Raw genomic sequence first — 26,935 nt, 5'->3', positions numbered from 1 at the left:
GGACGACCGTCAGGCCGACAGCTTCTCGCGGCCCTTGCGGCGACGAGCAGCGAGGATCGCGCGGCCGGCCCGGGTGCGCATACGCAGCCGGAAGCCGTGGGTCTTCGCGCGGCGACGGTTGTTCGGCTGGAAAGTACGCTTGCTCACGAGTGGGCTCCAGGCTTGAAAGTGCGCCCCCGCCTGGAAGCGAGAGCGCGTGACACACATGGCTGGCCTGCCGAGCTCGCGAGGGCATGCAAAAGAGCCGTCACGTGACAAGCCGACCGTCGTACGTTACGGGCCAGGCGTGCCCGAGGTCAAACCGGCGGAGTTTTCCACGTATCCACAGGCAACTTTTCCACCGGGGTTCGCGCGTCCACAGTCTGTGCACTCAGGTGCCACTAGGCTGTGGACAACGACTTGAACACAGGTGTGCACAACTCCCAGAGCCCAGCCGTAATGGCGGGATCACTCTGTGCACAACTTGTGGATCTCCTGTGGATCTCCTGGGGAGATCGCACCAACCACGCCCTGTGGATAGAACGAGCAATCCGCGACCGTAGCGGTTGCTGCCTGTGGATGAACGACGGAGGGGAAGCCACACCATGAACGGGGACGACCTCGGGACGGTATGGGCCCACGCGCTGGCCAACTTCCTCAACGACAACCTGCCCATCCAGCAGCGCACGTGGCTGGCGATGGTCAGGCCGATCGCCATGGCGGGCGACACGATCGTGCTCGGCGTCCCCAACGAGTTCCTCAAGGACCTGATCGAGGGCAAGCTGCGCACCCCGGTGAGCCACGCGCTCTCCCACGAGCTCGGCAGGCCGGTGCGCGTGGCCGTGATGATCGACACGACCACGCCCGAGCCGCCGATGGCCGAGCCTCATCCCCAGCCTGTGGCTCCGAGTTTTCCCCAGGCTCCCGAGCCTGTGCAGAGTTATGCACAGCCCGCCTACCAGGCCCCTGAGCCGTCGCTCTTCTTCGCCGCGCCGCCCGAGGCTTCGCAGATATCCACCGAATATCCACAGGCGCAGCCCGAGCCTCCACAGAACCGGTGGGAGGCCAAGAGCAACAAGCCGAGCGAGCCGGCGAGGCTCAACCAGAAGTACACGTTCGAGACGTTCGTCATCGGCGCCAGCAACCGGTTCGCGCACGCGGCGGCCGTCGCCGTGGCCGAGGCGCCCGCCAAGGCGTACAACCCGCTGTTCATCTACGGCGACTCGGGCCTGGGGAAAACCCACCTGCTGCACGCGATCGGCCACTACGCGCAGTCGCTCTACGACGGCGCCCGGGTGAGGTACGTGAGCTCGGAAGAGTTCACCAACGACTTCATCAACAGCATCCGCGACCACAAGGCCGACGGGTTCCGCAGCCGCTACCGCGCGATCGACATCCTGCTTGTGGACGACATCCAGTTCCTGGAGGGCAAGGAGCAGACGCAGGAGGAGTTCTTCCACACCTTCAACACCCTCCACAACGCCAACAAGCAGATCGTCATCTCCAGCGACCGGGCGCCCAAGCAGCTGATCACGCTGGAGGACCGGCTGCGCAACAGGTTCGAGTGGGGCCTGATCACCGACGTCCAGCCGCCCGAGCTCGAGACGCGCATCGCGATCCTCAGGAAGAAGGCCATCCAGGAGGGACTGGCCGCGCCGCCCGAGGTGCTGGAGTACATCGCCAGCCGGATCTCCACCAACATCCGCGAGCTCGAGGGCGCGCTGATCAGGGTCACCGCGTTCGCCAGCCTCAACAGGCAGGGTGTGGATCTCCAACTGGCCGAGGTGGTCCTCAAGGACCTCATCACCACGGACGCGAGCTCGGAGATCACCATCGCCACGATCATGGCGAAGACGGCCGAGTACTTCGGCATCTCGATCGACGACCTGTGTGGAAGCTCGCGCAGCAGGGCGCTGGTGAACGCCCGCCAGATCGCGATGTACCTGGCCAGGGAGCTGACCGACCTGTCGCTGCCCAAGATCGGGCAGCAGTTCGGCGGCCGCGACCACACCACGGTGATGCACGCCGAGCGGAAGATACGTTCACTCATCGCCGAGCGCCGGTCGATGTACAACCAGGTCAACGAGCTGACGATGCGTATCAAGCAGACGTCCAAGGCCTGACTGTGCACAGCCTGTGGATAACTCTGTGGACCAGCTCAGACGGCCTCTCAGCGGCCAAATGAAGATCAAAAAGCGTGAACGCCGCCCACAGAGCCTGGGGATAAGGCTGGGGACATGTTGGGGACAACCTGGGGACAGCTCGTGGACAACTTGTGGACGCCCTGTGAACATCGGAAACAGGGGTTCCAGATGACCCCTTCTACCCCGTGGATAACCTGTTGAAACCCAGTGGATAACCGGTGGATGACGACCCCCCGATCTGGGGACAGCCTGTGGGCAACGGATCGTCATCCCCAGGCGGCGAAGTTCTCCCCAGGCTTCACCCACACGGGCAGTGGATAGAAATTCCTGCGATGAGCTGCGGAAACGCCGGTCATCCACAACATCCACAGCCCCTATGAAGATGACTTCCTCTAGTTCTAACTAAGAGATTCAAAGACCCATAGAGGGGTTCTCCCGGAGCTCAGGTGCGGGAGAGTGAAGACTTAACAAGCAGCAGCGACGACAAGCAGGAGGCTGATCTCCGTGATGTTCCGGATCGAGCGCGATGTGCTCGCTGAGGCGGTCGCATGGACGGCACGCAGCCTCCCTGCGCGCCCGTCCGTGCCCGTCCTGGCAGGCATGCGCATGGAAGTCACCGACACGGGCCAGTTGAAGCTCTCGGGCTTCGACTACGAGGTCTCGGCGGAGGTGACGCTGGAGCCGCAGACGGGTGAGGCGGGAGTGGTGCTCGTCTCGGGCAAGCTGCTCGCCGAGATCACCCGCGCGCTTCCCGCACAGCCTGTGGACTTCGTGGTGGACGGCGCCAAGGCCGTCGTCACGTGCGGCAGTGCTCGATTCACACTGTTGACCATGCCTGTGGAGGACTACCCGTCACTTCCCGCGATGCCGCCCGCGGCCGGCAGGGTGGGCAGCGACGTGTTCGCCTCCGCCGTCGGCCAGGTCGCCGTCGCCGCGGGCAGGGACGACACGCTGCCGATGCTCACAGGCGTGCGGATGGAGATCGAGGGCGACACCGTGACCCTCGCGGCCACCGACAGGTACCGCCTCGCCGTACGGGAGCTGAAGTGGCAGCCGGGCCAGCCCGACTTCTCGGCGATCGCGATGATCCCCGGCAAGACGCTCGCCGACACCGCCAAGGCGCTGGGATCCACAGGCGCCGAGGTCGAGATCGCGCTCAGCTCGGCGGGCGGCACCGGTGAGGGCATGATCGGTTTCTCCAGCGCGGGCCGGCGCACCACCACGCGGCTGCTCGACCCCGAGTTCCCCAAGTACCGCTCGCTGCTGCCGACGGAGTTCTCCGCCAGGGCGGACCTGTCCACAGGCCCGTTCGTCGAGGCCGTCAAGCGCGTGGCGCTGGTCGCCGAGCGCAACACGCCCGTCCGGCTGGCCTTCCGCGGCGGAGAGGTCGTCCTGGAGGCGGGCAGCGGCGACGAGGCGCAGGCCGTCGAGGTGCTGCCTGTGGATTACGAGGGCGAGGAGATGAACATCGCCTTCAACCACCAGTTCCTGCTGGAGGGCCTCGGGGCGATCGACTCTGACGTGGCCAGGCTGCAGATGACCACCTCGACGAAGCCCGCTATCCTCACTGGCGGCAAGCCTGTGGACGACGGTGGCACGCCTGACTACCGTTACCTGATCATGCCCATCCGCTTGTCCAGCTGACGCGGCCATCGGAGATGATGGAAGCCTGACAAGGGGGTTATCAACATGCAGATCGGCATGGTCGGGCTCGGGAAGATGGGCGGCAACATGGCCGAGCGCCTGCGCCGCGGCGGCCACGAGGTGGTGGGCTACGACCGCGATCCCGAGGTGAGCGACGTCGCGAGCCTCAAGGAGCTCGTCGACCGCCTCGAGGCTCCCCGCGCGGTGTGGGTCATGGTGCCCGCGGGCGGCCCCACCCAGCAGACCGTCAACGTGCTCGGTGAGCTGCTCGACCCAGGCGACATCGTGGTCGACGGCGGTAATTCACACTATGTGGACGACCAGCGCCACGCCGAGGAGCTCAAGGCGCACGGCATCGGCTTCGTCGACTGCGGCGTCAGCGGCGGTGTGTGGGGCCTGGAGAACGGCTACGCGCTCATGTGCGGCGGCGACAAGGCCAACGTCGACCGGCTGATGCCGGTCTTCCAGACGCTCAAGCCCGAGGGTGAGGACGGCTTCGTCCACGCGGGCGACGTCGGCGCCGGCCACTTCGCGAAGATGGTCCACAACGGCATCGAGTACGGCATGATGCAGGCCTACGCGGAGGGCTGGGAGCTGCTCGAGGCCTCCGACATCGTCAAGGACGTCCGCGGATCCTTCGCCAGCTGGCGCACCGGCACGGTGATCAGGTCGTGGCTGCTCGACCTGCTGGTGCGGGCGCTCGACGACGACGAGCACCTCGACGCGCTCAAGGGTTATGCACAGGACTCGGGCGAGGGCCGGTGGACCGTGCAGGCGGCGGTGGACCACGCGGTCCCGCTCCCGGTGATCACGGCCGCGCTGTACGCCAGGTTCTCCTCGCGGCAGGAGGACTCCCCCGCGATGAAGATGGTCGCGGCGCTGCGCAACCAGTTCGGCGGCCACGCGGTCACCTCGGTGGACGGCTCGCACGAGAAGGGCGCGGACTCCCCCGGCGCCGACGTCGTCCCGCCGAAGGAAGCCGAGTAGCCGGGCGGTTGTCCACAGGGTGGGGACGCCGATGCGCCTCGGCGCGAGCGATCTCCGCGAGGGTCGGAGGGGCCATACCGGTTTTCCACAGGGGTGCACGGCGGTGACCCCAGTGGTCGGTGTGGCCCACTAACCTTCGAGGGTGCACGTCGCCCACCTGTCGCTGACCGACTTCAGGTCCTACGCCTCCGTTGAGCTCGGCCTGGAGCCGGGCGTCACGGCGTTCGTGGGGCCCAACGGCCAGGGCAAGACCAACCTCGTCGAGGCCATGGGCTACGTGGCGACGCACTCCAGCCACCGGGTCGCCAACGACGCCCCCCTCGTACGGCAGGGCGCCAGCAGGGCGATCATCCGCTGCGCCGTCCACAGGGAGGACAGGCGCGCGCTGGTCGAGCTGGAGATCAACCCGGGCAGGGCCAACAGGGCGAGGCTCAACCGCTCCCCCGTGTCCCGCCCGCGAGACGTCATCGGCCTGCTCCGCACCGTGCTCTTCGCTCCCGAGGACCTCGCCCTCGTCAAGGGCGACCCCGCCGAGCGCAGGCGTTTCCTCGACGACCTGCTCGTGGCCAGAGCGCCGCGTTTCGCGGGCGTCAGAGCCGACTACGACCGGGTGCTGAAGCAGCGGGGCGCCCTGCTGCGTACGGCCGCCCAGGCGCGCCGTGGGCGCGGTGGAGCGCGCAGGGCGGAGAGCGAGGCCGCCTTCGCCGCCGCGGGCGCGGGAGACGTGCTGAGCACGCTGGAGGTGTGGGACGCGCACCTCGCGCGGCACGGCGCCGAGCTGTTGCGAGCCAGACTCGATCTGATCGAAGCGCTGCGGCCGCTGGTCGCCTCCGCCTATGCTTCGCTGGCGCCCACGAGCGCTCCCGCGGGGCTCACTTATCGGAGCACGTTGTCCACAGGTGGGGATGGCGTGGATGACGAAGAGGCCGGTGAGAGCGGATCTTCCGATGCACACACGTTATCCACAGACCTGGGGAAAACCCTTGAGTCGCGGTTGAGAGAGCGGCTGCTCGAGGTCCGCCAGTCCGAGCTCGAGCGCGGTGTCACCCTGGTCGGCCCGCACCGCGACGACCTCGTGCTCGGCCTCGGCGATCTGCCCGCGCGCGGCTACGCCAGCCACGGCGAGTCGTGGTCGTTCGCGCTGGCGCTGCGGCTGGCCGCCTACGACCTGCTGCGGTCCGACGGCGGCGATCCGGTGCTCATCCTCGACGACGTCTTCGCCGAGCTCGACAGCCAGCGCAGGCGCAGGCTCGCCGAGATCGTCGCGCCGGCGGAGCAGGTGCTGATCACCGCCGCGGTGGCCGACGACGTGCCGAAGGAATTGATCGGTTCCAGATTCGATGTCGCAGGGGGGAGCGTGACCCGTGTCAGATGACGACAACGCGACCGCCGCCCGTGGCGCGGCGCTGGCCAGGGAGAAACTCGCCCAGGCCAAGGCCGACGCGGCCAGGAGGGGGCAGCTGCCCCGCCGTGAGCCGCGTCGCAGGGCGGCGGCGAGGGACGCGGCCGACCCGCAGCTCTTCGGCAAGGCGATCACGGATCTGCTGGCCGCACGCGGGTGGGAGCGGTCGGCCGCCGTGGGCGGCGTCTTCGGCAGGTGGCCGGAAATCGTGGGCGCCGACCTGGCCGCGCACACCAAACCGGAGCACTTCGAGGACGGCGAGGTGGTCATCGCCGCCGACTCGACGGCGTGGGCGACCCAGGTCAGATTGCTGGCCCGCACGCTCATCCGGAGGCTGAACGAGGAGCTCGGCGAGGGAACCGTCAAGAAGGTCAAGGTCAGAGGGCCGCAGAACGCGCCGAGGCCGTCCGGGGGGCTGAGGGTCACCGGCAGCCGCGGGCCCGGCGACACGTACGGGTAAAACCCGCATCGAGCGATCAGACGGCCGCTGAAGCGAGTGGCCCTCCTCCCAAAGGGGGGATGCTTGCGAGGGGGGAAAACGAGCTACAGGGCATCACAGGCGCGTTCAATGCCACCTTCAGCGCTCAGAGCCGGTAGAATGAAAGCGGATTCCGGACACGTCCGCTTGCGTGTCACCCGCGGCATGCGAGCCGACTCCCCTGGGTGACCGCGCATCGGGGCACTCACGACGGTGACGGGCACGGTAGGGGCAGCTGGCGGTTGTCGCTTTCCCGGCCGCGTGTCCGCGGCAGGAGGATTTCGCACTTGTCCTACGACGCTAGCTCAATCACCGTACTCGAAGGGCTTGAGGCGGTCCGCAAGCGCCCGGGTATGTATATCGGATCGACCGGTGAGCGCGGTCTGCACCATCTTGTCTACGAGATCGTGGACAACTCCGTCGACGAGGCCCTGGCGGGCCACGCCGACCGCATCGAGGTGACCCTCCTCGCCGACAACGGCGTGCGGGTCGTCGACAACGGCCGAGGCATCCCCACGGGCATCCACCCTGTGGAGAAGGTCTCCGCGGTCGAGCTCGTGCTGACCACGCTGCACGCGGGCGGCAAGTTCGACGGCAAGTCCTACGCGGTCTCAGGCGGCCTGCACGGCGTCGGCTCCGCGGTGGTCAACGCGCTGTCGACCGCCATGGACGTGGAGGTCAAGCAGAACGGCCACGTCTGGCGCCAGCGCTTCGAGATGTCCAAGCCTGTGGCGCCGCTGGCCAAGGGCGAGACCACCGACGAGACCGGCACGTCGATCACGTTCTGGGCCGACCCGACGATCTTCGAGACCACGGCGTGGAACTTCGAGACGCTCTCGCGGCGCTTCCAGGAGATGGCCTTCCTCAACAAGGGCCTGACGATCACGCTGACCGACGAGCGGCCCGACCACATCAACGGTGAGGTCCACAAGGTCCACTACCACTACGAGGGCGGCCTGTCCGACTTCGTCACGCACCTCAACTCGAAGAAGGAGCCCGCGCACGCGTCGGTCATCGACTTCGAGGCCCATGGTGAGGGCATCTCCGTCGAGATCGCCATGCAGTGGAACAACTCCTACTCCGAGTCGGTCTACACCTTCGCCAACACCATCAACACGGCGGAGGGCGGCACCCACGAGGAGGGGTTCCGCGCGGCCCTGACGTCCATCGTCAACCGCTACGCGCGTGAGCAGAAGTTCCTCAAGGAGGGCAAGGACGACAACCTCTCGGGCGAGGACGTCCGCGAGGGCCTGACGGCGATCGTCTCGGTGAAGCTGGCCGACCCGCAGTTCGAGGGTCAGACCAAGACCAAGCTGGGCAACACCGAGGCCAAGTCTTTCGTCCAGAAGGCCTGCAACGACCACGTGCGCGACTGGTTCGAGCGCAACCCCGGCGAGGCCAAGGACATCATCAACAAGTCGCTGCAGGCCGCCCGGGCGCGCATAGCCGCTCGCCAGGCCCGCGACCTGACCAGGCGCAAGTCGCTGCTGGAGTCAGGCAGCGGACTGCCGGGCAAGCTGGCCGACTGCCAGTGGAACGAGCCCGACAAGTGCGAGCTGTACATCGTCGAGGGTGACTCGGCCGGCGGCTCGGCCAAGGGCGGCCGCGACTCGCGCTTCCAGGCGATCCTGCCCATCCGCGGCAAGATCCTCAACGTGGAGAAGGCCAGGATCGACAAGGTCCTGAAGAACAACGAGGTCCAGGCGCTGATCACCGCGCTCGGCACCGGCGTGCACGACGAGTTCGACATCGCCAAGCTGCGCTACCACAAGGTGATCCTGATGGCCGACGCCGACGTCGACGGCCAGCACATCAACACGCTGCTGCTGACCCTGCTGTTCCGCTTCATGCGGCCGCTGATCGAGGCTGGACACGTCTACCTGTCGTGCCCGCCGCTGTACAAGATCAAGTGGGACCGCAAGGGCGACGACGCCTCCTACGCCTACTCCGACACCGAGCGTGACGCGGTCATCGCCGAGGGCATCGCGGCGGGCAAGCCCGACCCCCGGCCGCGCGACAACGTCCAGCGCTTCAAGGGTCTGGGCGAGATGAACGCCGGGCAGCTGTGGGAGACCACGATGAATCCGGCGACCCGGCTGCTGCGCCTGGTCACGCTCGACGACGCCGCCCAGGCAGACGACCTGTTCAGCGTGCTCATGGGCGAGGACGTCGAGGCGAGGCGCGACTTCATCATCCGCAACGCGCGTGACGTCCGCTTCCTCGACGTATAGCGGTAGCCGTACCAGAAAAAAGGATCATCACCTGTGACGGAAGTGAACACCACTCCCCCGGCTGACCGCATCGAGCCTGTGGACATCCAGTCCGAGATGCAGCGCAGCTACATGGACTACGCGATGTCCGTCATCGTGTCCCGTGCGCTGCCCGACGTCCGCGACGGCCTCAAGCCCGTGCACCGCCGGGTGCTCTACGCCATGTACGACGGTGGCTACCGTCCCGACCGCGGCTACTTCAAGTGCGCCCGCGTCGTCGGTGACGTCATGGGCACCTACCACCCGCACGGCGACACCTCCATCTACGACGCGCTCGTACGGCTGGCGCAGCCCTGGTCGCTGCGCTACCCGCTGGTCGACGGGCAGGGCAACTTCGGCTCGCCCGGCAACGACCCCGCGGCGGCGATGCGGTACACCGAGTGCAAGCTCGCGCCCATCGCCATGGAGATGCTGCGCGACATCGACAAGGACACCGTCGACTTCCGGCCCAACTACGACGGCAAGTCGCAGGAGCCCGACGTCCTGCCCGCGCGCATCCCGCAGCTGCTCGTCAACGGCTCCGGCGGCATCGCGGTCGGCATGGCCACCAACATCCCGCCGCACAACCTGCGCGAGGTCGCCTCGGCGGTCAAGTGGTGCCTGGAGAACCCGGAGGCCACCGACGAGGAGCTGCTCGAGGCGGCCATCGGCCTGGTCAAGGGCCCCGACTTCCCGACCCGCGGGCTGATCGTCGGCCGTCGCGGGATCGAGGACGCCTACCGCACCGGCCGCGGCTCCATCACCATGCGGGCCGTCGTCGAGGTGGAGGAGGACGGCAAGGGCCGCCAGTCGCTGGTGGTCACCGAGCTGCCCTACCAGGTCAACCCGGACAACCTGGCGCTCAAGATCGCCGAACTGGTCCGCGAGGGCAAGCTGACCGGCATCGCCGACGTCCGCGACGAGTCGTCCTCGCGCGTCGGCCAGCGACTCGTGATCGTGCTCAAGCGCGACGCGGTCGCCAAGGTCGTGCTGAACAACCTCTACAAGCACACCCAGCTGCAGGACACCTTCGGCGCCAACATGCTGGCGCTGGTCGACGGCGTGCCGCGCACGCTCCGCCTCGACCAGTTCGTCCGCCATTACGTGGCGCACCAGATCGAGGTCATCGTCCGCAGGACCCGCTACCTCCTGCGCAAGGCGGAGGAGCGGGCCCACATCCTGCGAGGGCTGCTCAAGGCCCTCGACCGGATGGACGAGGTCATCGCGCTGATCAGGCAGTCGCCCTCGGCCGCCGAGGCGCAGGGCGGCCTGATGACGCTGCTCGACATCGACGAGGTCCAGGCCCAGGCCATCCTCGACATGCAGCTGCGCAAGCTCGCCGCCCTGGAGCGCCAGGCGATCCAGGACGAGTACGACAACCTGATGACCCAGATCGCCGAGTACAACGCGATCCTGGCCAGCCAGGCCCGCCAGCGCGAGATCATCAACGAGGAGCTGTCGGAGATCGTCGCCAAGTTCGGCGACGACCGGCGCACCGAGATCATCGCCTACGACGGCGACATGTCGATCGAGGACCTCATCGCCGAGGACGAGATCGTCGTGACGATCACCCGCGGCGGCTACGCCAAGCGCACCAAGACCGACCTTTACCGGGCGCAGAAGCGCGGCGGCAAGGGCGTGCGAGGGGCGCAGTTGCGCCAGGACGACATCGTCGACCACTTCTTCGTCACCACGACCCACCACTGGCTGCTGTTCTTCACCAACAAGGGCCGCGTCTACCGGGTCAAGGCCTACGAGCTGCCCGAGTCGGGGCGCGACGCGCGCGGCCTGCACCTGGCCAACCTGCTGGCGATGCAGCCGGACGAGACGGTCATGGAGGTCCTCGACCTGCGCGACTACGACGTCGCGCCGTACCTGGTGCTGGCCACCCGCTCCGGCCTGGTCAAGAAGACCAGGCTGTCGGAGTACGACTCCCCCAGGACCGGCGGCCTCATCGCGATCAACCTGCGCGAGGACGACGAGGTGATCGCGGCCCGGCTGGTCTCCGAGGAGGACGACCTGCTGCTCGTCTCCAAGGGCGCGCAGTCCATCCGCTTCACCGCGACCGACGACGCGCTGCGCCCCATGGGCAGGGCCACCAGCGGTGTCATCGGCATGAGATTCCTAGAAGGTGACGAACTTCTCGCCATGAATCGCATGGCGGATGGTGAGGACGTGCTTATCGCCACCGAGGGCGGGTACGCGAAACGGACACCTGTCGAGCAATATCCGGTACAGGGACGTGGCGGCAAGGGTGTGCTGACTGCGAAGATTGTTACCTCTCGTGGAAAGCTGGTCGGAGCCGTCATGGTCAACCCGGAGGACGAGGTCTACGCGATCACGTCCAATGGGGGAGTGATCCGGACGCGTGCAGTGGAGATCAAGCAGTCCGGCCGTCAGACCATGGGAGTTCGCCTGATGAATCTCGCCGAAGGCGACAGCGTCGTGGCCCTCGCTCGGAACGCCGAGTCGATGGAGACTTCGGTGGAAGCTGAGGAAGACGGGGGAGGAGAGTAGTCCATGAACGCCCAGGGCGGTCCCGCGAAGACCACGTCGTCTCGGGAGAACGGGCAGAAGCCCGCGAAGCCTAACGAGCCAGAAATTCTTGGCCTCACCAAGGACGAGACCCAGGCCGAGGAGGAGCAGCCGCAGAACGAGACGGTCCGTATCCGTCCGTCGCTGACCTCCGAGGCCCCGCCGCCGGCGGTCGAACTGCCGAAGAAGAAGGCGGCCGCGGCCTCACGCCTGCCGCGCAAGGCGCACCTGGTGCTGCGGCGCGTGGAGCCGTGGTCGGCGATGAAGTTCAGCTTCGTCGTCTCTCTGGTCTGCTTCGTGGTCCTGTTCGTCGCGGTCGCCGTCCTGTACGGCGTGCTGTCGGCCATCGGAGTCTTCGACTCGATCGTCCAGACGGTCAACCAGCTCACCCAGGCCGACGGGCAGACCTCGGGGAGCTTCGACATCTCCTCGTGGTTCGAGCCGGTCAGGATCCTCGGGTACACCGCGCTGATCGGCGCGGTGAACGTGGTGCTGATCACGGCGCTGTCGACGTTGGGGGCCGTCATCTACAACATCGCCGCTGATCTGGTGGGCGGCGTCGAAGTGACGTTCAGCGAGGCCGAGTAGTTTCCTTGCCGTGTCCTGGACGCGGCGCGAGCAGCGCCTGGGACACGGTAAGCTTTCCCCGTACGAACAACCGGTTCGCCTCCACCTGGTGGATGCGATAACGTTCTTTGTGCGCGGGGCTATAGCTCAGACGGTTAGAGCGCTTCCCTGATAAGGAAGAGGTCCCAGGTTCAAGTCCTGGTAGCCCCACCTGCGAAAATGCCTCGAAGCAATCAAGCTTCGGGGCTTCTTTACTGCAACGACTTCGCTCGTACCGCCCTCTTGATCGCGTCCTCACGGCTATCGCCGTCGCCACGGATGTAGATCTCCGTTGTCACCGAGATGCGGCAATGGCCGACGATCTCCATTGCATGACACCCAGCTTCTTGAGAAGTGAAGCCGCCGTGGGCCTCAGGTCGTGTAGGCGGATAGGCCGCGACTCTGCCGCCTTGGCGATCCGGGCGAAAGGTCGCGCGAGGGTGTGCGGTTCGACAGGCCGTCCCGATTTCGTGGTGAAGGCGAGTCCCAGGCCTGTCCAGCTCTCCCCTGCCTCCTCGCGCAGGATCTCTTGCCCCCTTCGCTGGCTCTCTGGAGCTTCTCTGATGATGCCTAGGAGAGGCAACGAGCGGTTTCCGTCCTGGCCTTATCCACATCCATCCGGCTCCAGGATGATCGAGATTCGGATGCTCGGACCGTAGGTGGCTCAGGCGGGCGAGGTGCACGCAGGTGCGTACCAAACGCGGGGGTTCAGACTCGTCTGCGATCTCGGCCGCAACCTGCTCGTTCATGCCCTCATCCGCATCCAAGGTCGTGCCATTGAGGGCGGTGACGAGGGGTCAACCAAGGTCACTCACGGCGGGCCTCAGCCGCAGGTCAACGACTCTACAAGCCAAAATCCCTGCAATTGCCAAGCTGACAGCGCGGGACTGGCACGGCAGTACGAATCGGTCGTCTTCTTCAAGCTTCACCAGCACGGGATGCGAAAACAAGACTGTTTCCAGCTGCTCGATCTTGCGAGACTGCCGGACATGACCAGCCTGAACCAACATGACTCTGCTGATCTCATCCGTCGGCTTGCGCATGTCCGCTGGATCGCCGGAGGTACCGGCGCAGGCAAGAGCACTCTTAGCCGGGTCTTGGCCGAACGCTATGACGTGTTCGTGTATGACGGCGATCTGGCCGAGCATCGCTACATCCAGCGGTGTACCCCACAACGACATCCGTACATGTGCACACTGCTGCAAACCCCCCTGGAACACAGATGGACGGGCCGCACGCCGAAAGAGATCTTCGAGAGCATGCCCAGTCTGCACGGCGAGACATTCGGACTCGTCATCGAAGACCTGCTGACTCTGCCAACCGACCGACCCGTGCTGGTCGACGATTTCCGTACGCTGCCTGCGGACGTTGCGCCATTGCTGACATGGCGTGAGCAGGCCGTGTTTCTGCTGCCAACGCCCGAATTTCGTCGCCATGCTTTGGGGGCCCGATTCGCTGACCCAGCCCGAGCGCGATCCAACTGGGGAATCAGCGACCACACCGAGGCGATGGTGAATCGGCTGGGCCGCGACGAGCTCTGGGACGAAGAGGTACGACGCCAAGCCCTCAGGCAGGACTTGCCGGTCCTGGATGTCGATGGCTCTCAAGACGTCGAGGAGTCGGCTAGCGACCTGGCTGCGATGTTTCTCCTGGCCGGGAACTGACCGTGCATGCTCAGCTGGACTTTGGAGCCGCCCAGAAAGCCGCTGGAACGGAAACTGGGCCGTGCGGATCTGAACGGCCAGAGCCTCGAGAAACAGCAAGGCGGACGGCTCTGAACGAGAGGCCTAGGGATCAGAAGGTCAGACCGTGCCCATTGCGTGCCATTCAGGAAGGTCAGCAACGGGGAAGGTCCCAGGTTCAAGTCCTGGTAGCCCCACCATCGCAGTTCAGAGGCCGATCCCAAGATCTTGGGATCGGCCTTTTGTCGTTTGGCCGTTCTTCGGGCGGCTCGAACACGGCGGGCGTCAGTCCCAGAGCGCGATCGCCGCGAGGAGGGCCGCTGGGATCAGGAGCCATGGCTCGGCCAGGACCAGGACGGCGGTGCCGAGCAGGGCGAACCAGAGCAGGCTCTTGGCCGCGCGCTTCTTCGCCTTGCTCTTCTTCTTGGCAGGCGTTTCGGTGGTGATCTCTTCGGTGATGTCTTTGATCGTCATGGCTCATACGTTCGCGTCAGAGCCACGTCGGTCGCGTCGGCGAAAGCTACCTATCCCCGGATGTCGGGCAGGTCGCGCAATTGCTTACGCGACGTGAGCCCGAGCTTGCGGAAGATGTTCCGCAGGTGGGCGTCGACGGTTCTCGGGCTGAGGAACAACGTGGCCGCGACCTCCTTGGAGGTGGCCCCGTCGGCGACCAGCCGTGCGATGTGCACCTCCTGCATGGTGAGCCGCTCGGCGGTCTGCGAGGAGCGGCTGCGGGCGTGTTCGCCGGTGGCGCGCAACTCGCCCGCGGCACGCTCGGCGAAGGCCTCGGCCCCGATGTCCGTCAACGCCTCGTGCGCGACACGCAACCGCTCGCGGGCCTCACGCCGTCGTCCCTGCCGGCGCAGCCACTCCCCGTACAGCAGGTGCGCGCGGGCCCGGTAGATCGCCACCCGGCTACCGTCGAGGTGATCGATGGCCTCGCGGTAGGCCTCCTCGTCGCCGGTGACCAGCGCCCGCGCGTACGCTGCCACGCCCAGCCCCCAGGCGTCCCCGCCCGCCTGCGTACGTTCGCGGAGGTCGGCCATGGCGCTCTCGGCGACGTCCGGTTTGCCGCAGCGCACGGCGGCCTCCGCCAGCTCCGGCAGGGCCAGCCCGGACATGCCGAGGTGTTCGTGCGCGACGGCGGTCCGCGCGGCCTCCAGAGCGGCCTGATAGTTGCCCAGGCCGTTGTGGAGGACGGCCGCCGCCCACTGGACGCTGAGCGTCATCCGCGAATCCACGTTGGCGAACAGCTCGAAGGCCTCCGCGCGGCGTCCACGCAGCGCGGCCAGGTGGATGCGCGGGTAGACCAGCGGAGCCGCGCCCGTCGCCTCGGCGATGGCCTCCTCCTCGGAGATCATCTCCATGGCGGCGCCGAACTCGCCCGCGTGGGCGGCGGCTGTGGCCTGCATGGCCAGTCCGATGGGGAGCATGTGGAAGGAGCCTGACTCGCGGCCGGCCGCGGTGACGCGCTCGGCGATGCCGCGCAGGGCGCCGTAGGTCCACAGCTCGGCCGCCAGCATGAAGCCGAGCGAGGGGCGACTGCTCCACCCGGCTTCGTCCGCGAGGATGGGTCGCAGCAGGTCGGCCGCTGCCCGATGGCCCTGTGTGGTCAACCTGATCATGCACTCCAGCACCGGGTCCTTGGAGCCGGCGGTTCTGGCCGCCTGCACCACGGGGTCGAGGTCGCCGATGAGGACGCCGATCTCCATCGCGTCCAGGTAGCACTCCCTGGACCAGGCCGGGTCGGTGTCCGCCAGCCGGTCGGCGGCCCGCAGCAGGTAGGCGGTCGGCCGCTCGTCGCCGCGGTGGCGGACGAAGGAGAGCCTGCCCCGCAGCAGGTCGATCCTGGCCTGCTGGGCACGGTCGGGTGAGGCCGTCCCCGCGGTGGTGAGCAGCTCAGCCGCGATGTCGAACACGCCCGCCGAGAGCTTGGCCTCAGCGGCGGCGAGCACCCGCTCGATCCGCGGGCCCGAGCCGGGGGTGAGCGCCGCGGCCCGTTCCAAGAAGGCGGCGGCGGCCGCCACCCCGCCTCGGGCCTGCGCCCTGGCCGCCGACCGCTCCAGCGCTGCGGCCACCTCCTCGTCGGGGCCGACGGCGGCATGGGCACGGTGCCAGGCCTGCCGATCGGGGTCGGCCACCGCGTCGGTCGCCTCGGCGAGCGCCGCGTGGGCTCGCCTGCGCTCCTCAGGAGGGGCGGCCGTGTAGGCGGCCGATCGGGCGAGTGGGTGGCTGAAGCGGATCCTGGCGCCGAAGTCCACCAGCTCTGCCGCCTCTGCGGCCGATGCGTGCTCGATGCCCAGCAGCTCGGCCGCCCGCCACAGGAGTCCTGGGTCACCGACCGGATCGGCTGCGGCGACCGTCAGCAGCAGCCTGGCCTGCGGCGGCAGCTGCGCCAGCCGTACCCGGAAACTCTGCTCGACCACGCTGGGAGCGGGCAGGTCGAATCCGCCCGCCATCCCTGCCAGGCCCGCGCTCCTGGGCAGCTCCAGCAACGCGAGAGGGTTCCCCCTCGACTCGGCCAGGATGCGGTCGCGGACCCGCTCGTCCAGCGGCGCCCGGACAGCCCCGGCCAACAGCGCCCTGGCCTCGCTCTCGCGCAGACCACCGAGGTTCAGGCCCGGCAAGGTGCCGAATCCCGGCTCCCTGGTGGCGAACACCACGGCCACCGGCTCATCGGCGATCCTGCGCGACACGAAGGCCAGCGCCTTGGCCGATGCGTCGTCCAGCCAATGCGCGTCGTCGATCAAGCAGAGCAGAGGGCGTTTCCGCGCGGCCTCGGCCAGCAGGCCCAGGGTCCCGACCCCGACCATGAAGGGATCGAGGGCGCCGGTGGCCAGGCCGAAAGCGATCTCCAGGGCCCTGCGGTGCGGCGGCGGCAGCTCGTCCAGGTGCTCGAGTAGCGACACGCAGAGTTGGTGCAGTGCGGCGAAGGGCAGCTCGGTCTCGAACTCCGCGCCCGACGCTTGGATGACCAGGAAGCCGGACGCGCTCTCGGCGAGCCGGCGCAGCAGCGCGCTCTTGCCTATGCCGGGCTCCCCGCACAGTGCCAGCGCACCGCCGCGGCCCTGCCTGGCGGCCTCTACGAGGGCGTCCATCCGTTCTGTCTCGGCCTCCCGGCCGACCAACGTCTCCATAGGTGCCCCGATCATTCCGCATAGGCAGTCATATAGGCGAAAACTACCGACGCGAACGTCCGGCCACCGCTGCCAGTGTCGAGCCATGAGCAGCGCACACGTCACTCGGACCAGCTGGACGCCACTGGGCGTCCTGGCCACGGCCCAGTTCCTCGTCGTGCTGAGCACCTCGATCGTGAACGTCGCCCTCCCCGAGATCCGCAGCGGTCTCGGCCTGTCGGCCGCCGGTCTGGCCTGGGTGATCAACGCCTACGTGCTGGTCTTCGGCGCGCTGCTGCTCCTCGGCGGGCGGTCCGGCGACGTGTACGGCCTGCGCCGCGTCTTCCTGATCGGCACCGGCCTGTTCGCGCTGTCATCGCTGGGCGCCGCGATCGCGCCGGACGCCGTGACACTGATCGCGGCCAGGGCGGCGCAGGGCGTGGGCGCCGCACTGCTGGCGCCCACCGCGCTGGCGCTGGTGCTGACCCTGTACCAGGGCGCTGACCGGGGCACCGCACTCGGCGTGTGGGGCGCGGTCTCCGGCGCGGGAGGCGCGGCGGGCGTTCTGCTCGGCGGACTGCTCACGGGCCTGTACGGCTGGCGTTCGGTCTTCTTCGTGATGGTTCCCGTCGCGCTGGCCGTGCTGGCGGCCACCCGGCTCATGGTCCAGCCCTCCCCGCCACGGGGCGGCCGGCTGGACCTGCCCGGCGCGGTGACGGTCACCGGCGGGCTGGTGGCCCTGACCTACGGCCTGTCCGGACGCTGGCCGTTCGTCATCGCGGGCCTGGTCCTGCTGGGCGTGTTCGTGCTGCTGCAGCGGCGCTCGCAGGACCCGCTGCTGCCCTCGCGCATGCGGATCGTGGCCCGGGCGAACGTGCTCATGGCGCTGCTCGGCGCGGTCTGGCTCGGCCTGTTCTACTACCTGCCCCTCTACCAGCAGCGCGAACTCGGCTACACGCCGCTCGAAGCGGGAGTCGCCCAGCTGCCGCTCGCCCTCATGATCACGCTGGCGTCCTGGGCGACACCTCGGCTGCACGGTCGTGCCGTACTGCCCAGCGGCCTGGCGCTGCTGGCGGCCGGGCTGGCCTGGCTGGCCCGCACCCCCGCGGACGGCACCTTCCTCGTGGACCTGCTCGGCCCTTCGCTGCTGATCGGCGCCGGGCTCGGAGTGGCCTTCGTCCGGCTCACCTCGCTCGCCTCGGCGGGCGTGCCCGCCGCCGACAGCGGCCTGGCCGGCGGGCTGCTCAACGCCACCCGCCAGATCGGTGGTGCCGTCGGCCTGGCCTTCCTGACCCTTCTTCCCTCGTCCGGCGCGGCCTTCCTGGCCTGCGCCGTCATCACCCTCCTCCTTCTCGGAAAGGCGACACGGTCATGAAAGACCTGCCCAAGCCGTACCTGACCGGCCACTTCACCCCGGTCACCGACGAGATCACCGCCCGCGAGCTGACCGTGCACGGCACCCTGCCGCCCGAGCTCAACGGCCGCTACTTCCGCAACGGCCACAACCCCAAGCCCGGCGTCACCCCCAGCCACTGGTTCCGCGGCGAGGGCATGCTGCACGGCGTACGGCTGGCCGACGGGCGGGCCGAGTGGTACCGCAACCGGTGGGTGAAGACCCCGTTCCTGGACGGCGTGCCGTTCACCGGCACCGAGCTGGAGGTCTCCGCCGCCGCCACCAACATCATCTTCCACGGCGGTCGCTACCTGGCGCTGCAGGAGGCCAACCTGCCCTGGGAGGTGACCGCCGAGCTCGACACCGTCGGCGTCTACGACTTCGGCGGCAAGCTCACCAGCTCGATGACCGCTCACCCCAAGGAGGACCCGGTCACGGGCGAGCTGCACTTCTTCTCCTACAGCCCCTTCCCGCCCTACCTGACCTACCACGTCGCCGACGCCTCAGGCCAGATCGTCCGCACCACCGTGATCGACGGCTCCGGGCCCTCGCTCATGCACGACTTCGCCATCACCCGCGACCACGCGGTCTTCATCAACTCGCCGGTCGTCTTCGACCACTCCGAGCACTCAGGCATCCCGTACAAGTGGCACGACGACGTGCCGCTGCGCATCGGCGTCATGCCCCGCACGGGCGCCGCCACGATCACGTGGTTCGAAGTCGAGCAGGGAGCCATCCTGCACGTCACCAACTCCTACGTCGACACGCAGGGCCGCGTGGTGCTCGAAGGGCCCCGCTTCGACCGCTCCTCCTGGGAGACCTCCTGGAAGTGGTGGATCGGCGCCCCAGGCTACGGCGTCAGCCCCGACGCCGGATCCACCTTCCACCGCTGGATCCTGGACCCGGCCACCGGGAAGGCGACCGAGGAGTCGCTCGACGACCTGCCCACCGAGTTCCCCTCCATCAACGACGCCCACACCGGCGCCTTCAACCGCTACAGCTACGCCATCGCCTTCCCCGGCGCGGGCCTGGACGGCTACTCCACCGTCAAGTTCGACACCGTCACCGGCCGGCAGCAGCTGCTCAGCCACGGACCAGGCCGTATGCCGGGCGAGGCCGTCTTCGTCCCCGCGGAGGGCGGGACCAACGAGGACGACGGCTACCTGCTCACCGTCGTCAGCGACCTCAAGGCGGAGGCCTCCCAGCTCCTCGTCCTGGACGCGGGAGACCTCGCCACCGTCGCCACCGTCGAACTCCCCCGCAGGGTGCCCGCCGGCATCCACGGCCACTGGATCGAGGACCAGAAGTGATCATCACCATCGACACCGCAGCCGCCGTCGTCGTCCGACTCGAAACCGTCATCGACGCGCCCCTGTCACGGGTCTGGGACCTGCACACCGACGTGCCCGCCTGGCCGTCGTGGCAGACCGACATCACCACCGCCTCCGCCGACGGCCCGCTCGCCGAGGGCTCGGTGTTCCACTGGAGCACCTTCGGCCTGGACATCGACTCCACCGTCTACACGATCGAGCCGGGGCGCCGCATCCTGTGGGGCGGGCCCGCACACGGCATCACGGGTATCCACGAGTGGACCTTCACGGAACGGGACGGGCGCACCTACGTCCAGACCGCTGAATCGTGGGACGGCGAGCCGGTCCACGCTGACCGGGACGGCATGCGGGCGGCCCTCGAGGCGTCGCTCACCGCCTGGCTCGCACACCTCAAGCAGACAGCCGAGAACGGAGCCCGCTGAGCCCTCTGTCCGGGCGCCGCTCCTCGCGCGGACGGGGCTCGGTGTCAGCCGCGGCGGCCAGGCCGGCGGGAACTCGACTCGTCGTCCATATCGCGCTTCCTGGGCGCCGGGCTCGAGGAACGAACTCTGCACCAGATCCTCACATCAGCTGCGCGGCATTCGCATACGCGTCTGCTTTGATGACGCCGTGACCGAGCGGAATCCGCCTTCGCAAGGAGCTGAACGTCATGCGTCATCCGACTGAAGGTGTGCTGCGCCGGCTGTTCGACGAGCCGGCCGGCGTGGCCGACGCCGACCGCCGGCACGTCGCCGGCTGCCCGCAGTGCCTCGGCGGGGTGGCCGCCATGCGCGAGAACCTCGCCCCTGTCGACGCGGTGCCGGCAACCGGAGACGGCGCGGACCGCGACGCCGCCGCGCGGCGGCGCCTGCCGACGGCTGGGCCCGCCACGGGACCGGGGCGGGCGACCCGCCGTGCCGGTCGACTCCGTGGAGCCCTGCGCAGTCCCGTCACCGCGGCCGTCGCCGTCGCCCTCGCCCTGAGCGGAGCCGGCACCGCCGCCGCCAACGACTGGCTGCAGATCTTCCAGACCGAGCAGGTCGCTCCGGTCGGCCTCAGCGCCGCCGATCTCATCGCCCTGCCCGACCTGAGCGCATACGGCGACGTCGTGGTGGCCGGCGACGGCGAGGTGCACCAGGTCCCTGACACGGCGGCCGCGGCAGGGGAGACCGGTCTCGCCGTGCCGAAGGTGGCCGCCCTGCCCCGCGGCGTCACCGGCGAGCCGGTTTACCAGGTGGGCGGCAAGGTGAACGCCACGTTCACCTTCTCGGCGGATCGCGCCGCTCGCGCCGCCGCAGAGGCGGGGAAGACGCTGCCGCCTGCCCCACAGGGTCTGGACGGGAGTCAGGTACGGCTCGTCGCCGGCCCTGGCGTGGCCCAGGTCTGGTCCTCCTCGGCCGGGGCTCCTGCCCTCGTCGTCGGTCGCGCCGTCGCGCCGTCGGCGTACTCCTCCGGAGTCCCGTTCGAGACCGTGCGGGACTACCTGCTGTCGATCTCCGGCCTGCCCGAGGACGTCGCGGCCCGGCTGCGCACGTTCGGCGGCGACGGCTCGACCCTGCCGCTGCCCGTGCCCGCCGACCAGGTCACCACGTCGTCGGCCCAGGTGGACGGAGTGCCTGCCACGGTGCTGGCTACGCGTGACCGGGCGATGGCGGCCGTCGTGTGGGTGGACGACGGCGTGGTGACCGCCGTGGCCGGCACACTGGACGCGGACGAGGTCCTGTCGATCGCCCGGGACCTGGGGTGACCATGGCCGCCGACCCCGCCGACCCCGCCGACCCCGCCGACCCCGCCGATCCCGCCGATCCCGCCGATCCCGCCGACGCCGACGCGCTGCTCGCGGCGGCGCGCCTGATCGCCGGCCTGCCGCCGGCACCCGCCGTGTGGTGCTCGGGGCTGCGCAAGCGGTACGGCCGGCGCCCGGCGGTCGCCGATGTGTCCCTGGAGGTGGGCCGCGGCGAGGTGGTCGGGCTGCTCGGCCCGAACGGGGCCGGCAAGACCACGGTGATCAAGATGCTCCTCGGCCTGGTCCGCCCCGACGCGGGAGAGGTGCTGCTCCTCGGGAGGCCCGCAGCCGATCCGGCCGCGCGTGCCCGCGTCGGCTACCTGCCGGAGCTCTTCCGGTATCAGCCGTGGCTCAGCGCGGCCGAGGTCCTGGCCCTTCACGTCCGTCTGGCAGGGGTCGGCGTGCCCGCGCAGGAGCAGCGCGACTGCCTGTCCCTCGTGGGCTTGGCCGACCGCGCAGGCGATCGCGTGGGCGGCTTCTCGAAGGGCATGCAGCAGCGGCTCGGTCTGGCGGTGGCCCTGGTGGCCCGGCCGGAGTTCGTGGTCCTGGACGAACCGACCAGCGCGCTGGATCCGCTGGGCCGCGTCGACGTGCGCGACATCGTCCTGGCACTGCGGTCGCGGGGCGTCGCGGTGCTGCTCAACTCGCACCTGATCGGCGAGGTCGAGCGAGTCTGCGACCGGGTGGTCATCCTCGACAGGGGACGGGTCGCCGCATCGGGGACCCTTGCCGAGCTGCTCGGCCGGCGCGAGCTCCGGCTGCGGCTGACCGACCTGTCCCCTGCGGCGCAGGCGCGGCTGGCGGCGACAGGGGACGTCGAGAAGGCCGACGACTGGTTCACCGTGGCGCTGCCGGCCGACGACGACGGAACGGCCGTTCCCGACCTGGTGCGCGACCTGGTCACCCTGGGTGCTCGGGTGCACGCGGTCGAACCCGGACGCATCAGCCTGGAGGAGCGCCTGCTCGGCATCCTGCGGGCAGGCCACGGAGGCGAACGATGACCATACGGACGGTCGTGTCGATGGCCGTGCTCACCCTGCGCGAGGCGTCGCGCCGGCGCGTGCTGCTGGCCCTCGCCGTACTCACCGTCGCGCTGCTCCTGCTGAGCGGCTGGGGGTTCTCCCGCCTGGCGGCCGAGTCCAGCTACGGCACGCTCACCAGCGGCGAGGCCCGGATGGCGGCCTCCCAGCTGCTCAACCTCGTGATGTTCGGCTTCAGCCTGATCGCGGCGTTGGGTACCGCCTTCCTTGCCGGCCCCACGCTGTCCGGCGAGACGGAGTCGGGCATCGCGCTGGCAGTGCTGGCCCGGCCGGTCCGTCGATCGGCGGTCCTGCTGGGCAAGTGGCTGGGGCTGGTGGTGTTCGGCAGCGGCTTCGTCGTTCTCGCCGGGCTGGCTCAGTGCCTCATCGTCTGGTGGACGGTGGGCTACTGGCCACCGCAGCCGGCGGTCGCCCTCGCGCTGCTCGCGGCGCAGACGACCGTGCTGCTCACCCTCGGCCTGCTGCTGTCGACCGTCATCTCGCCGATGGCGTCGGGCGTGGTCGCGGTGGGCCTCTTCGGCGCCACCTGGGTCGCCGGTGTGGTGGGCGGCATCGGCGAGGCTCTCGGCAACGATGGTGTCGCGCGCGTCGGCACCGTCTCGCGGATGCTCCTGCCCACCGACGGCCTGTGGCGTGGGGCCATGCACGCATTCCAGGATCCGGTCGCGCTGGCGCGGCTCGGCGCGGCGTTCGACGGCTCTCCTTTCCTGAGCAGGGCGCCGCTGACGGTCGCCTACCTCGTGTGGGCCGCTGCGTGGGTGGTGATGGTCTGGGGGCTGGCGGCGCTGTCCTTCCAGCGTAAGGACCTGTGACCGCTTCGACCCCGCCGCGTTCGGCAGGCTGACGTCGCGGGCGGGATGACCGTGCCGGTGCCCCTCCCGCCTGCCCCGGGAAGTAGCGCGGACAGGCCGCTCGACAACGGGGGCAGGCGTCAGATCCGGCGGATGATACGGCGCGCGGGAAGGTCGAGGGCGAGCCAGACGACCATGGTGACGGCGAGCACGACGGCGGGGGCGAGCCAGAGCGGACCCGCGGGCCACGGCCGGGAGAGGAAGCCGATGCTGAGCATCGTCAGGGGGACGGCGGCCAGGAGGAGACCGGATCCGGCGGCCGCGGCGGCCACGACCACGGCTTCCCAGCGGATCATGGACCGGAGCTGCCGTGGGGTGGCGCCCAGGTGACGCAGGGCGGTCAGCTCGGCGGTTCGCCCGGTGGTGGTGGCCACCAGGCGGTTGGTGACCGCGACCATGACGTAGCCGAGGAGTACGGCGATGACCGCCGCGTTCACCCAGAGCTCCCCTGAGGGCCTGCCCAGCTGGAGGCCGGGATCGGGGGACAGGACGGTACCCGGCCACCGCTTCAGGAGCGCGGGCAGGGGGGACGCGCCGGGAGCGAGCCGTACCAGGATGGTGGAGTCCAGGCCGGTCGTGGTGTGCCCGGCGGCCAGGTCGCGGGAGAGCACCATCGGACCGAAGCCGAGGGCGCGGGTGTAGGTGGCCACCACGCGGGCCCGTACCCGCGTGCCGTCGCCCATGATGAGCTCCCGGTGTTCGCCGAGCCTTCCCGCGCGTTCGTCGAGGGCGATCGTGTCGCCCTTGAGGGCGGCCAGGCCGCCTCGCGTGATGCCCAGGTCAACCAGGCCCTCGGCGTCGGGGCCGAGCACCATGGCGGGGCGGGGGACGAGCCGGCGGGCGTCGTCGCCGACGGCCAGGGAGCGGGCCAGCACGGTGGTCGTGGTGAACGCGGTGGCCGCGGTGACACCCTTGGCGGCGCGTACGTCGGAGAGCAGGTCGTGCGGGATGCCGCCGAGGGCGGGGGCGGTGATCGTGGCGTCGGCACGGATGCCCTGGGCGGCCTCGTCCTCCGTGGCCTTCGCGATCGTGGTCTGGGTCAGTACGACGCTGAGCGCGAGCGTGACGGCCATGCCGAGCGCGGCGACGGCTCCCGCGGTCCTGAGCGCGTAGCCGTGGGTGTTGCTCACCGCGAGCCAGGCGGGCGCGGACAGGCCGGGGGGAAGCCGCCTGGCCAGGATGCCCGTCGCCCGCTGGATCAGCGAGGGGCCGGCCAGCGCGAGGCCGATCACGGCCAGGAGCGCGGCCGTTCCTGGGCCGATCGCGGCGAATTCGGTGCGGATCACCAGCGGGATCGCGGAGAGCCCGACCGCGGCGAGCATGAGGAGCAGCCCGCTGGTCGTGCGGATGCGGGAGGGGGCGCGCGGCTCGCTGCGTGACTCGGCGACGGCGGACACCGCCGACATCTGGGAGGCGCGGTAGGACGCGCCCCAGGCCGACGTCCTGACCACGGCGAGCAGCAGCAGCGCGGCCGCCAGGGCGGGCAGCGGGCTGTAGGACAGCGGGAGGTCGCCGGGCAGCATGCCGATCGACACCAGCAGGTCGCCGAACCTGGCGGCCAGGAAGTATCCGAGCGCCGCCCCCGGGATGAGCGCGGCCAGCGCGGCCGTGGTGCCCTGGACGGAGACCAGCCTGCGCACCTGGCGCGGGGTGGCGCCGGCCGCGCGCAGGAGTGCGAGGTCGCGGCGCTGCTTGTCGATCGACAGGGACAGGCCTCCCGCGACCACGAACCCCACGACCATCAGGCTGATCCCGCCGATGGAGGCGGGCAGCGCGATGAGCATGGCGCGGGCGGCGGCCGTGCCGGGGGACTCGGCGTCGCCTCTGGTCCGGCCGGTGGAGATCTCGTACCGCTCGCCGAACAGCCTGCCGAGGTCGGCGGCGAGCGCGGCGGCGGACACGCCGGGTGCCGCGCGGAGCGCGACGAGGTCCACGGTCTTCGCGCGCGGCCCGGTGTCCCTGGCGGCGAGCCTGGTGGCGGTCTCGTCGCTGAAGTAGAGGCCGGGGGAGTCCACGAGCGCGGTGACCCGGTAGTCGCCCGTCGTGCCGGCGGCGACGACGCGCACCTTCTGGCCAAGGCGCGCGCCCGGGGTGGCGGACGGCAGCGCGATCTCGCTCGCGGCTCTCGGGGCGGTGCCGGTGATCGTGGGGGCGGGCGTCCTGGTGAGCGTGGCCGAGGACCATCCGTGACCGGTGGCCGTGATGGGAGTGCCTGCCGTACCGGAAACGCCGGGGATGACGGTGGCGGGGAAGCTCAGGTCGCCGACGGCGGAGGCCACGCCCGGTACGGCGGCCAGCCGGGCCACGAGGGACGCGGGCACGACGGCGCGTTCGGGCAGGGCGACCGGCAGGTCCTCAGGCTGGGGGATGGACTGCCTGGCCGAGACGATCACGTCGGCCCCGGCCAGGCGCTGGGTGGAGACGCTGGAGCGCACGCCCGACTCGATGATCACACCGGATCCGGTGAGCAGGGCCATTCCGCCGAACACGGCCAGGAAGGCCACGACGAGGCCGCTGAACCCCGCCATGGCGAGGGCTGTCCTGATCACCTGGCATCCTCCAGTACGGCGGTGAGCTGGGTCAGTCGCCTGGCCAGGTCCGCGGCCGTGGGGCCGGACAGCAGGTCGACCACCTTCCCGTCGGCCATGACGAGCGTGTCATGGGCCCTTGCCGCGGCCGCGGGATCGTGGGTGACCATGACCACGGTCTGGCCGAGGTCGTCGACCAGTTCCCGCAGCAGGTCGAGCACGTCGGAGGCGCTGCGCAGATCGAGTGCCCCTGTGGGCTCGTCGGCGAAGACCACATCGGGGCGGGCCGCGAGCGCGCGGACGATCGCGGCGCGCTGCTGCTGGCCGCCCGACAGCTCGGCGGGCCTGTGGTGCAGCCGCCCGCCGAGCCCGACCCGGTCGACCAGTTCGCGCAGCCAGGCGGGGTCGGGCCGGATTCCGGCCAGGCGGAGCGGCAGGGTGATGTTGTGCTCGACGCTGAGGGCGGGCAGCAGGTTGTAGGACTGGAACACGAACCCGATGTGCTTCCTTCGCAGTTCGGTACGCCTGGTCTCGTTGAGCCTGGTGGCGTCCACGCCGCCGATGGTGACCGAGCCCGACGTGGGCGTGTCGAGCCCGGCCGCGCAGTTCAGCAGCGTGCTCTTGCCGGAGCCCGAAGGTCCCATGACGGCGACGAACCGGCCGCGCGGGAAGGCGAGCGAGACCCGGTCGAGCGCGACGACGTCACCGTGCTCCTTGACGACGTCGGTGAGGGTGACGACGCTCATGCGCGGCGGCGTGCGACGACGTGATGGCTGATGAGCCCCGCGATGCAGCCCACGGCGATGATCCCGGCGCCCAGGCCCACCGGCGTGCTTGTGCGGTCGAAGAGGTTGCCGGCGATGTTCACGGCGGCGCTCACGATGAGGACGAGCCATAGGAGAGCGCGCACCGCGATGCCACGGCCATCCCGCCTGGAGGCGGGTGCGGGCGGTCGTCCGGAGGGGGCGAAGCGGTGGGAATCGTTCATGACGATCACCCTAGAATCCCGCTTCACCTGCGGAAATCCCGCCAGCAACCCAAGGGAGGGTGGAGCGGGCTGTAGTGATCCGGCCGAGGTGCACCCAGGCTTCGGTCCATCTTGGGCCGATGAGCTCCGGTTCCAGTCCTTGACGTTGCGCCGCTCCATGGGCTGACCCGGGGGAGAGGGGCCGGCCGCGGAACGGCTTCCGGGCCAGGCCGGGTCG

Annotated in this window: 21 protein-coding genes and 2 tRNA genes; 17 read left to right on the top strand and 6 right to left on the bottom strand. The window is 69.5% G+C overall.

The window, feature by feature from the left end:
* Positions 1-9: 9 nt before the first annotated feature.
* Positions 10-147: a 50S ribosomal protein L34 gene (gene rpmH / locus ACFSKW_RS14935; protein WP_043614899.1), complete on the bottom strand. Its 138-nt coding sequence runs from the start codon at positions 145-147 to the stop codon at positions 10-12.
* Positions 148-584: 437 nt separating this feature from the next.
* Between rpmH and dnaA the strand changes: the two genes are divergently transcribed.
* The 11 genes from dnaA to ACFSKW_RS14880 all read left to right on the top strand — a co-directional run bounded on the left by dnaA (position 585) and on the right by ACFSKW_RS14880 (position 13,906).
* Positions 585-2,102 (top strand): chromosomal replication initiator protein DnaA, encoded by a 1,518-nt coding sequence (dnaA, locus tag ACFSKW_RS14930; RefSeq protein WP_379572820.1) that lies wholly within the window; start codon positions 585-587, stop codon positions 2,100-2,102.
* A gap of 525 nt (positions 2,103-2,627) precedes the next feature.
* Positions 2,628-3,767 carry a DNA polymerase III subunit beta gene (gene dnaN / locus ACFSKW_RS14925; protein ID WP_379572819.1) on the top strand — a complete coding sequence of 380 codons (1,140 nt, stop codon included), beginning with the start codon at positions 2,628-2,630 and terminating at the stop codon, positions 3,765-3,767.
* Between the two features lie 45 nt (positions 3,768-3,812).
* Positions 3,813-4,754, top strand: coding sequence for a phosphogluconate dehydrogenase (NAD(+)-dependent, decarboxylating) (gene gnd, locus ACFSKW_RS14920; RefSeq protein ID WP_379572818.1), 942 nt, complete (start codon positions 3,813-3,815; stop codon positions 4,752-4,754).
* A gap of 142 nt (positions 4,755-4,896) precedes the next feature.
* Positions 4,897-6,129 (top strand): DNA replication/repair protein RecF, encoded by a 1,233-nt coding sequence (gene recF, locus ACFSKW_RS14915; RefSeq protein ID WP_379572817.1) that lies wholly within the window; start codon positions 4,897-4,899, stop codon positions 6,127-6,129.
* Positions 6,119-6,616 carry a DciA family protein gene (locus ACFSKW_RS14910; protein WP_379572816.1) on the top strand — a complete coding sequence of 166 codons (498 nt, stop codon included), beginning with the start codon at positions 6,119-6,121 and terminating at the stop codon, positions 6,614-6,616. The genes recF and ACFSKW_RS14910 overlap by 11 nt, the downstream gene beginning before the upstream one ends.
* A 305-nt stretch (positions 6,617-6,921) precedes the next feature.
* Positions 6,922-8,865 carry a DNA topoisomerase (ATP-hydrolyzing) subunit B gene (gene gyrB, locus ACFSKW_RS14905; RefSeq protein WP_417629458.1) on the top strand — a complete coding sequence of 648 codons (1,944 nt, stop codon included), beginning with the start codon at positions 6,922-6,924 and terminating at the stop codon, positions 8,863-8,865.
* Between the two features lie 33 nt (positions 8,866-8,898).
* The gene (gene gyrA / locus ACFSKW_RS14900) at positions 8,899-11,400 is read left to right on the top strand and encodes a DNA gyrase subunit A (RefSeq protein ID WP_379572815.1); all 2,502 of its coding nucleotides are present in this window, start codon (positions 8,899-8,901) and stop codon (positions 11,398-11,400) included.
* A gap of 3 nt (positions 11,401-11,403) precedes the next feature.
* Positions 11,404-12,006: a DUF3566 domain-containing protein gene (locus tag ACFSKW_RS14895; protein ID WP_379572814.1), complete on the top strand. Its 603-nt coding sequence runs from the start codon at positions 11,404-11,406 to the stop codon at positions 12,004-12,006.
* A gap of 115 nt (positions 12,007-12,121) precedes the next feature.
* Positions 12,122-12,195 (top strand) — tRNA-Ile (locus ACFSKW_RS14890).
* Positions 12,196-12,683: 488 nt separating this feature from the next.
* Positions 12,684-13,688 carry a nucleoside/nucleotide kinase family protein gene (locus ACFSKW_RS14885; RefSeq protein WP_379572813.1) on the top strand — a complete coding sequence of 335 codons (1,005 nt, stop codon included), beginning with the start codon at positions 12,684-12,686 and terminating at the stop codon, positions 13,686-13,688.
* 118 nt (positions 13,689-13,806) lie between these two features.
* A tRNA-OTHER gene (locus ACFSKW_RS14880) sits at positions 13,807-13,906 on the top strand.
* 85 nt (positions 13,907-13,991) lie between these two features.
* Here the strand turns inward: ACFSKW_RS14880 and ACFSKW_RS14875 are convergent.
* Both ACFSKW_RS14875 and ACFSKW_RS14870 read right to left on the bottom strand, forming a co-directional pair.
* Positions 13,992-14,180: a hypothetical protein gene (locus tag ACFSKW_RS14875; RefSeq protein ID WP_379572812.1), complete on the bottom strand. Its 189-nt coding sequence runs from the start codon at positions 14,178-14,180 to the stop codon at positions 13,992-13,994.
* 50 nt (positions 14,181-14,230) lie between these two features.
* A complete protein-coding gene (locus ACFSKW_RS14870) occupies positions 14,231-16,843 on the bottom strand; it encodes a helix-turn-helix transcriptional regulator (protein WP_379572811.1) in 2,613 nt (870 codons plus the stop codon).
* 85 nt (positions 16,844-16,928) lie between these two features.
* On the opposite strand from ACFSKW_RS14870, the gene ACFSKW_RS14865 reads away from it, so the two are divergent.
* From ACFSKW_RS14865 to ACFSKW_RS14840, 6 genes are all read left to right on the top strand, one after another.
* A complete protein-coding gene (locus ACFSKW_RS14865) occupies positions 16,929-18,197 on the top strand; it encodes an MFS transporter (RefSeq protein WP_379572810.1) in 1,269 nt (422 codons plus the stop codon).
* The gene (locus ACFSKW_RS14860; RefSeq protein WP_379572809.1) at positions 18,194-19,525 is read left to right on the top strand and encodes a carotenoid oxygenase family protein; all 1,332 of its coding nucleotides are present in this window, start codon (positions 18,194-18,196) and stop codon (positions 19,523-19,525) included. Before ACFSKW_RS14865 ends, ACFSKW_RS14860 begins: the two co-directional genes overlap by 4 nt.
* Positions 19,522-19,968 carry an SRPBCC family protein gene (locus tag ACFSKW_RS14855; protein WP_379572808.1) on the top strand — a complete coding sequence of 149 codons (447 nt, stop codon included), beginning with the start codon at positions 19,522-19,524 and terminating at the stop codon, positions 19,966-19,968. Before ACFSKW_RS14860 ends, ACFSKW_RS14855 begins: the two co-directional genes overlap by 4 nt.
* Before the next feature lie 227 nt (positions 19,969-20,195).
* Positions 20,196-21,272, top strand: coding sequence for a hypothetical protein (locus ACFSKW_RS14850; RefSeq protein ID WP_379572807.1), 1,077 nt, complete (start codon positions 20,196-20,198; stop codon positions 21,270-21,272).
* Positions 21,273-21,274: 2 nt separating this feature from the next.
* Positions 21,275-22,312, top strand: a complete 1,038-nt coding sequence (locus ACFSKW_RS14845; protein ID WP_379573037.1) for an ABC transporter ATP-binding protein — start codon at positions 21,275-21,277, stop codon at positions 22,310-22,312.
* Positions 22,309-23,163, top strand: coding sequence for an ABC transporter permease subunit (locus tag ACFSKW_RS14840; RefSeq protein ID WP_379572806.1), 855 nt, complete (start codon positions 22,309-22,311; stop codon positions 23,161-23,163). Before ACFSKW_RS14845 ends, ACFSKW_RS14840 begins: the two co-directional genes overlap by 4 nt.
* 119 nt (positions 23,164-23,282) lie before the next feature.
* Here ACFSKW_RS14840 and ACFSKW_RS14835 read toward each other — a convergent pair whose 3' ends face one another.
* Genes ACFSKW_RS14835 through ACFSKW_RS14825 form a run of 3 tightly spaced genes read right to left on the bottom strand, consistent with a single transcriptional unit; the run spans position 23,283 to position 26,718 of the window.
* Positions 23,283-25,751 carry an FtsX-like permease family protein gene (locus ACFSKW_RS14835; protein WP_379572805.1) on the bottom strand — a complete coding sequence of 823 codons (2,469 nt, stop codon included), beginning with the start codon at positions 25,749-25,751 and terminating at the stop codon, positions 23,283-23,285.
* Positions 25,748-26,476, bottom strand: coding sequence for an ABC transporter ATP-binding protein (locus tag ACFSKW_RS14830; RefSeq protein WP_379572804.1), 729 nt, complete (start codon positions 26,474-26,476; stop codon positions 25,748-25,750). Before ACFSKW_RS14830 ends, ACFSKW_RS14835 begins: the two co-directional genes overlap by 4 nt.
* Complete coding sequence (locus tag ACFSKW_RS14825) at positions 26,473-26,718, bottom strand: hypothetical protein (RefSeq protein ID WP_379572803.1); 246 nt, start codon at positions 26,716-26,718, stop codon at positions 26,473-26,475. Before ACFSKW_RS14825 ends, ACFSKW_RS14830 begins: the two co-directional genes overlap by 4 nt.
* Between the last annotated feature and the right edge of the window lie 217 nt (positions 26,719-26,935).

The sequence above is a fragment of the Nonomuraea mangrovi genome (assembly GCF_042681425.1).
Lineage (GTDB): Bacteria > Actinomycetota > Actinomycetes > Streptosporangiales > Streptosporangiaceae > Nonomuraea > Nonomuraea mangrovi.
Note: the sequence above shows the minus strand (reverse complement) of the source record. Positions and strands in the feature narration are given on the sequence as shown.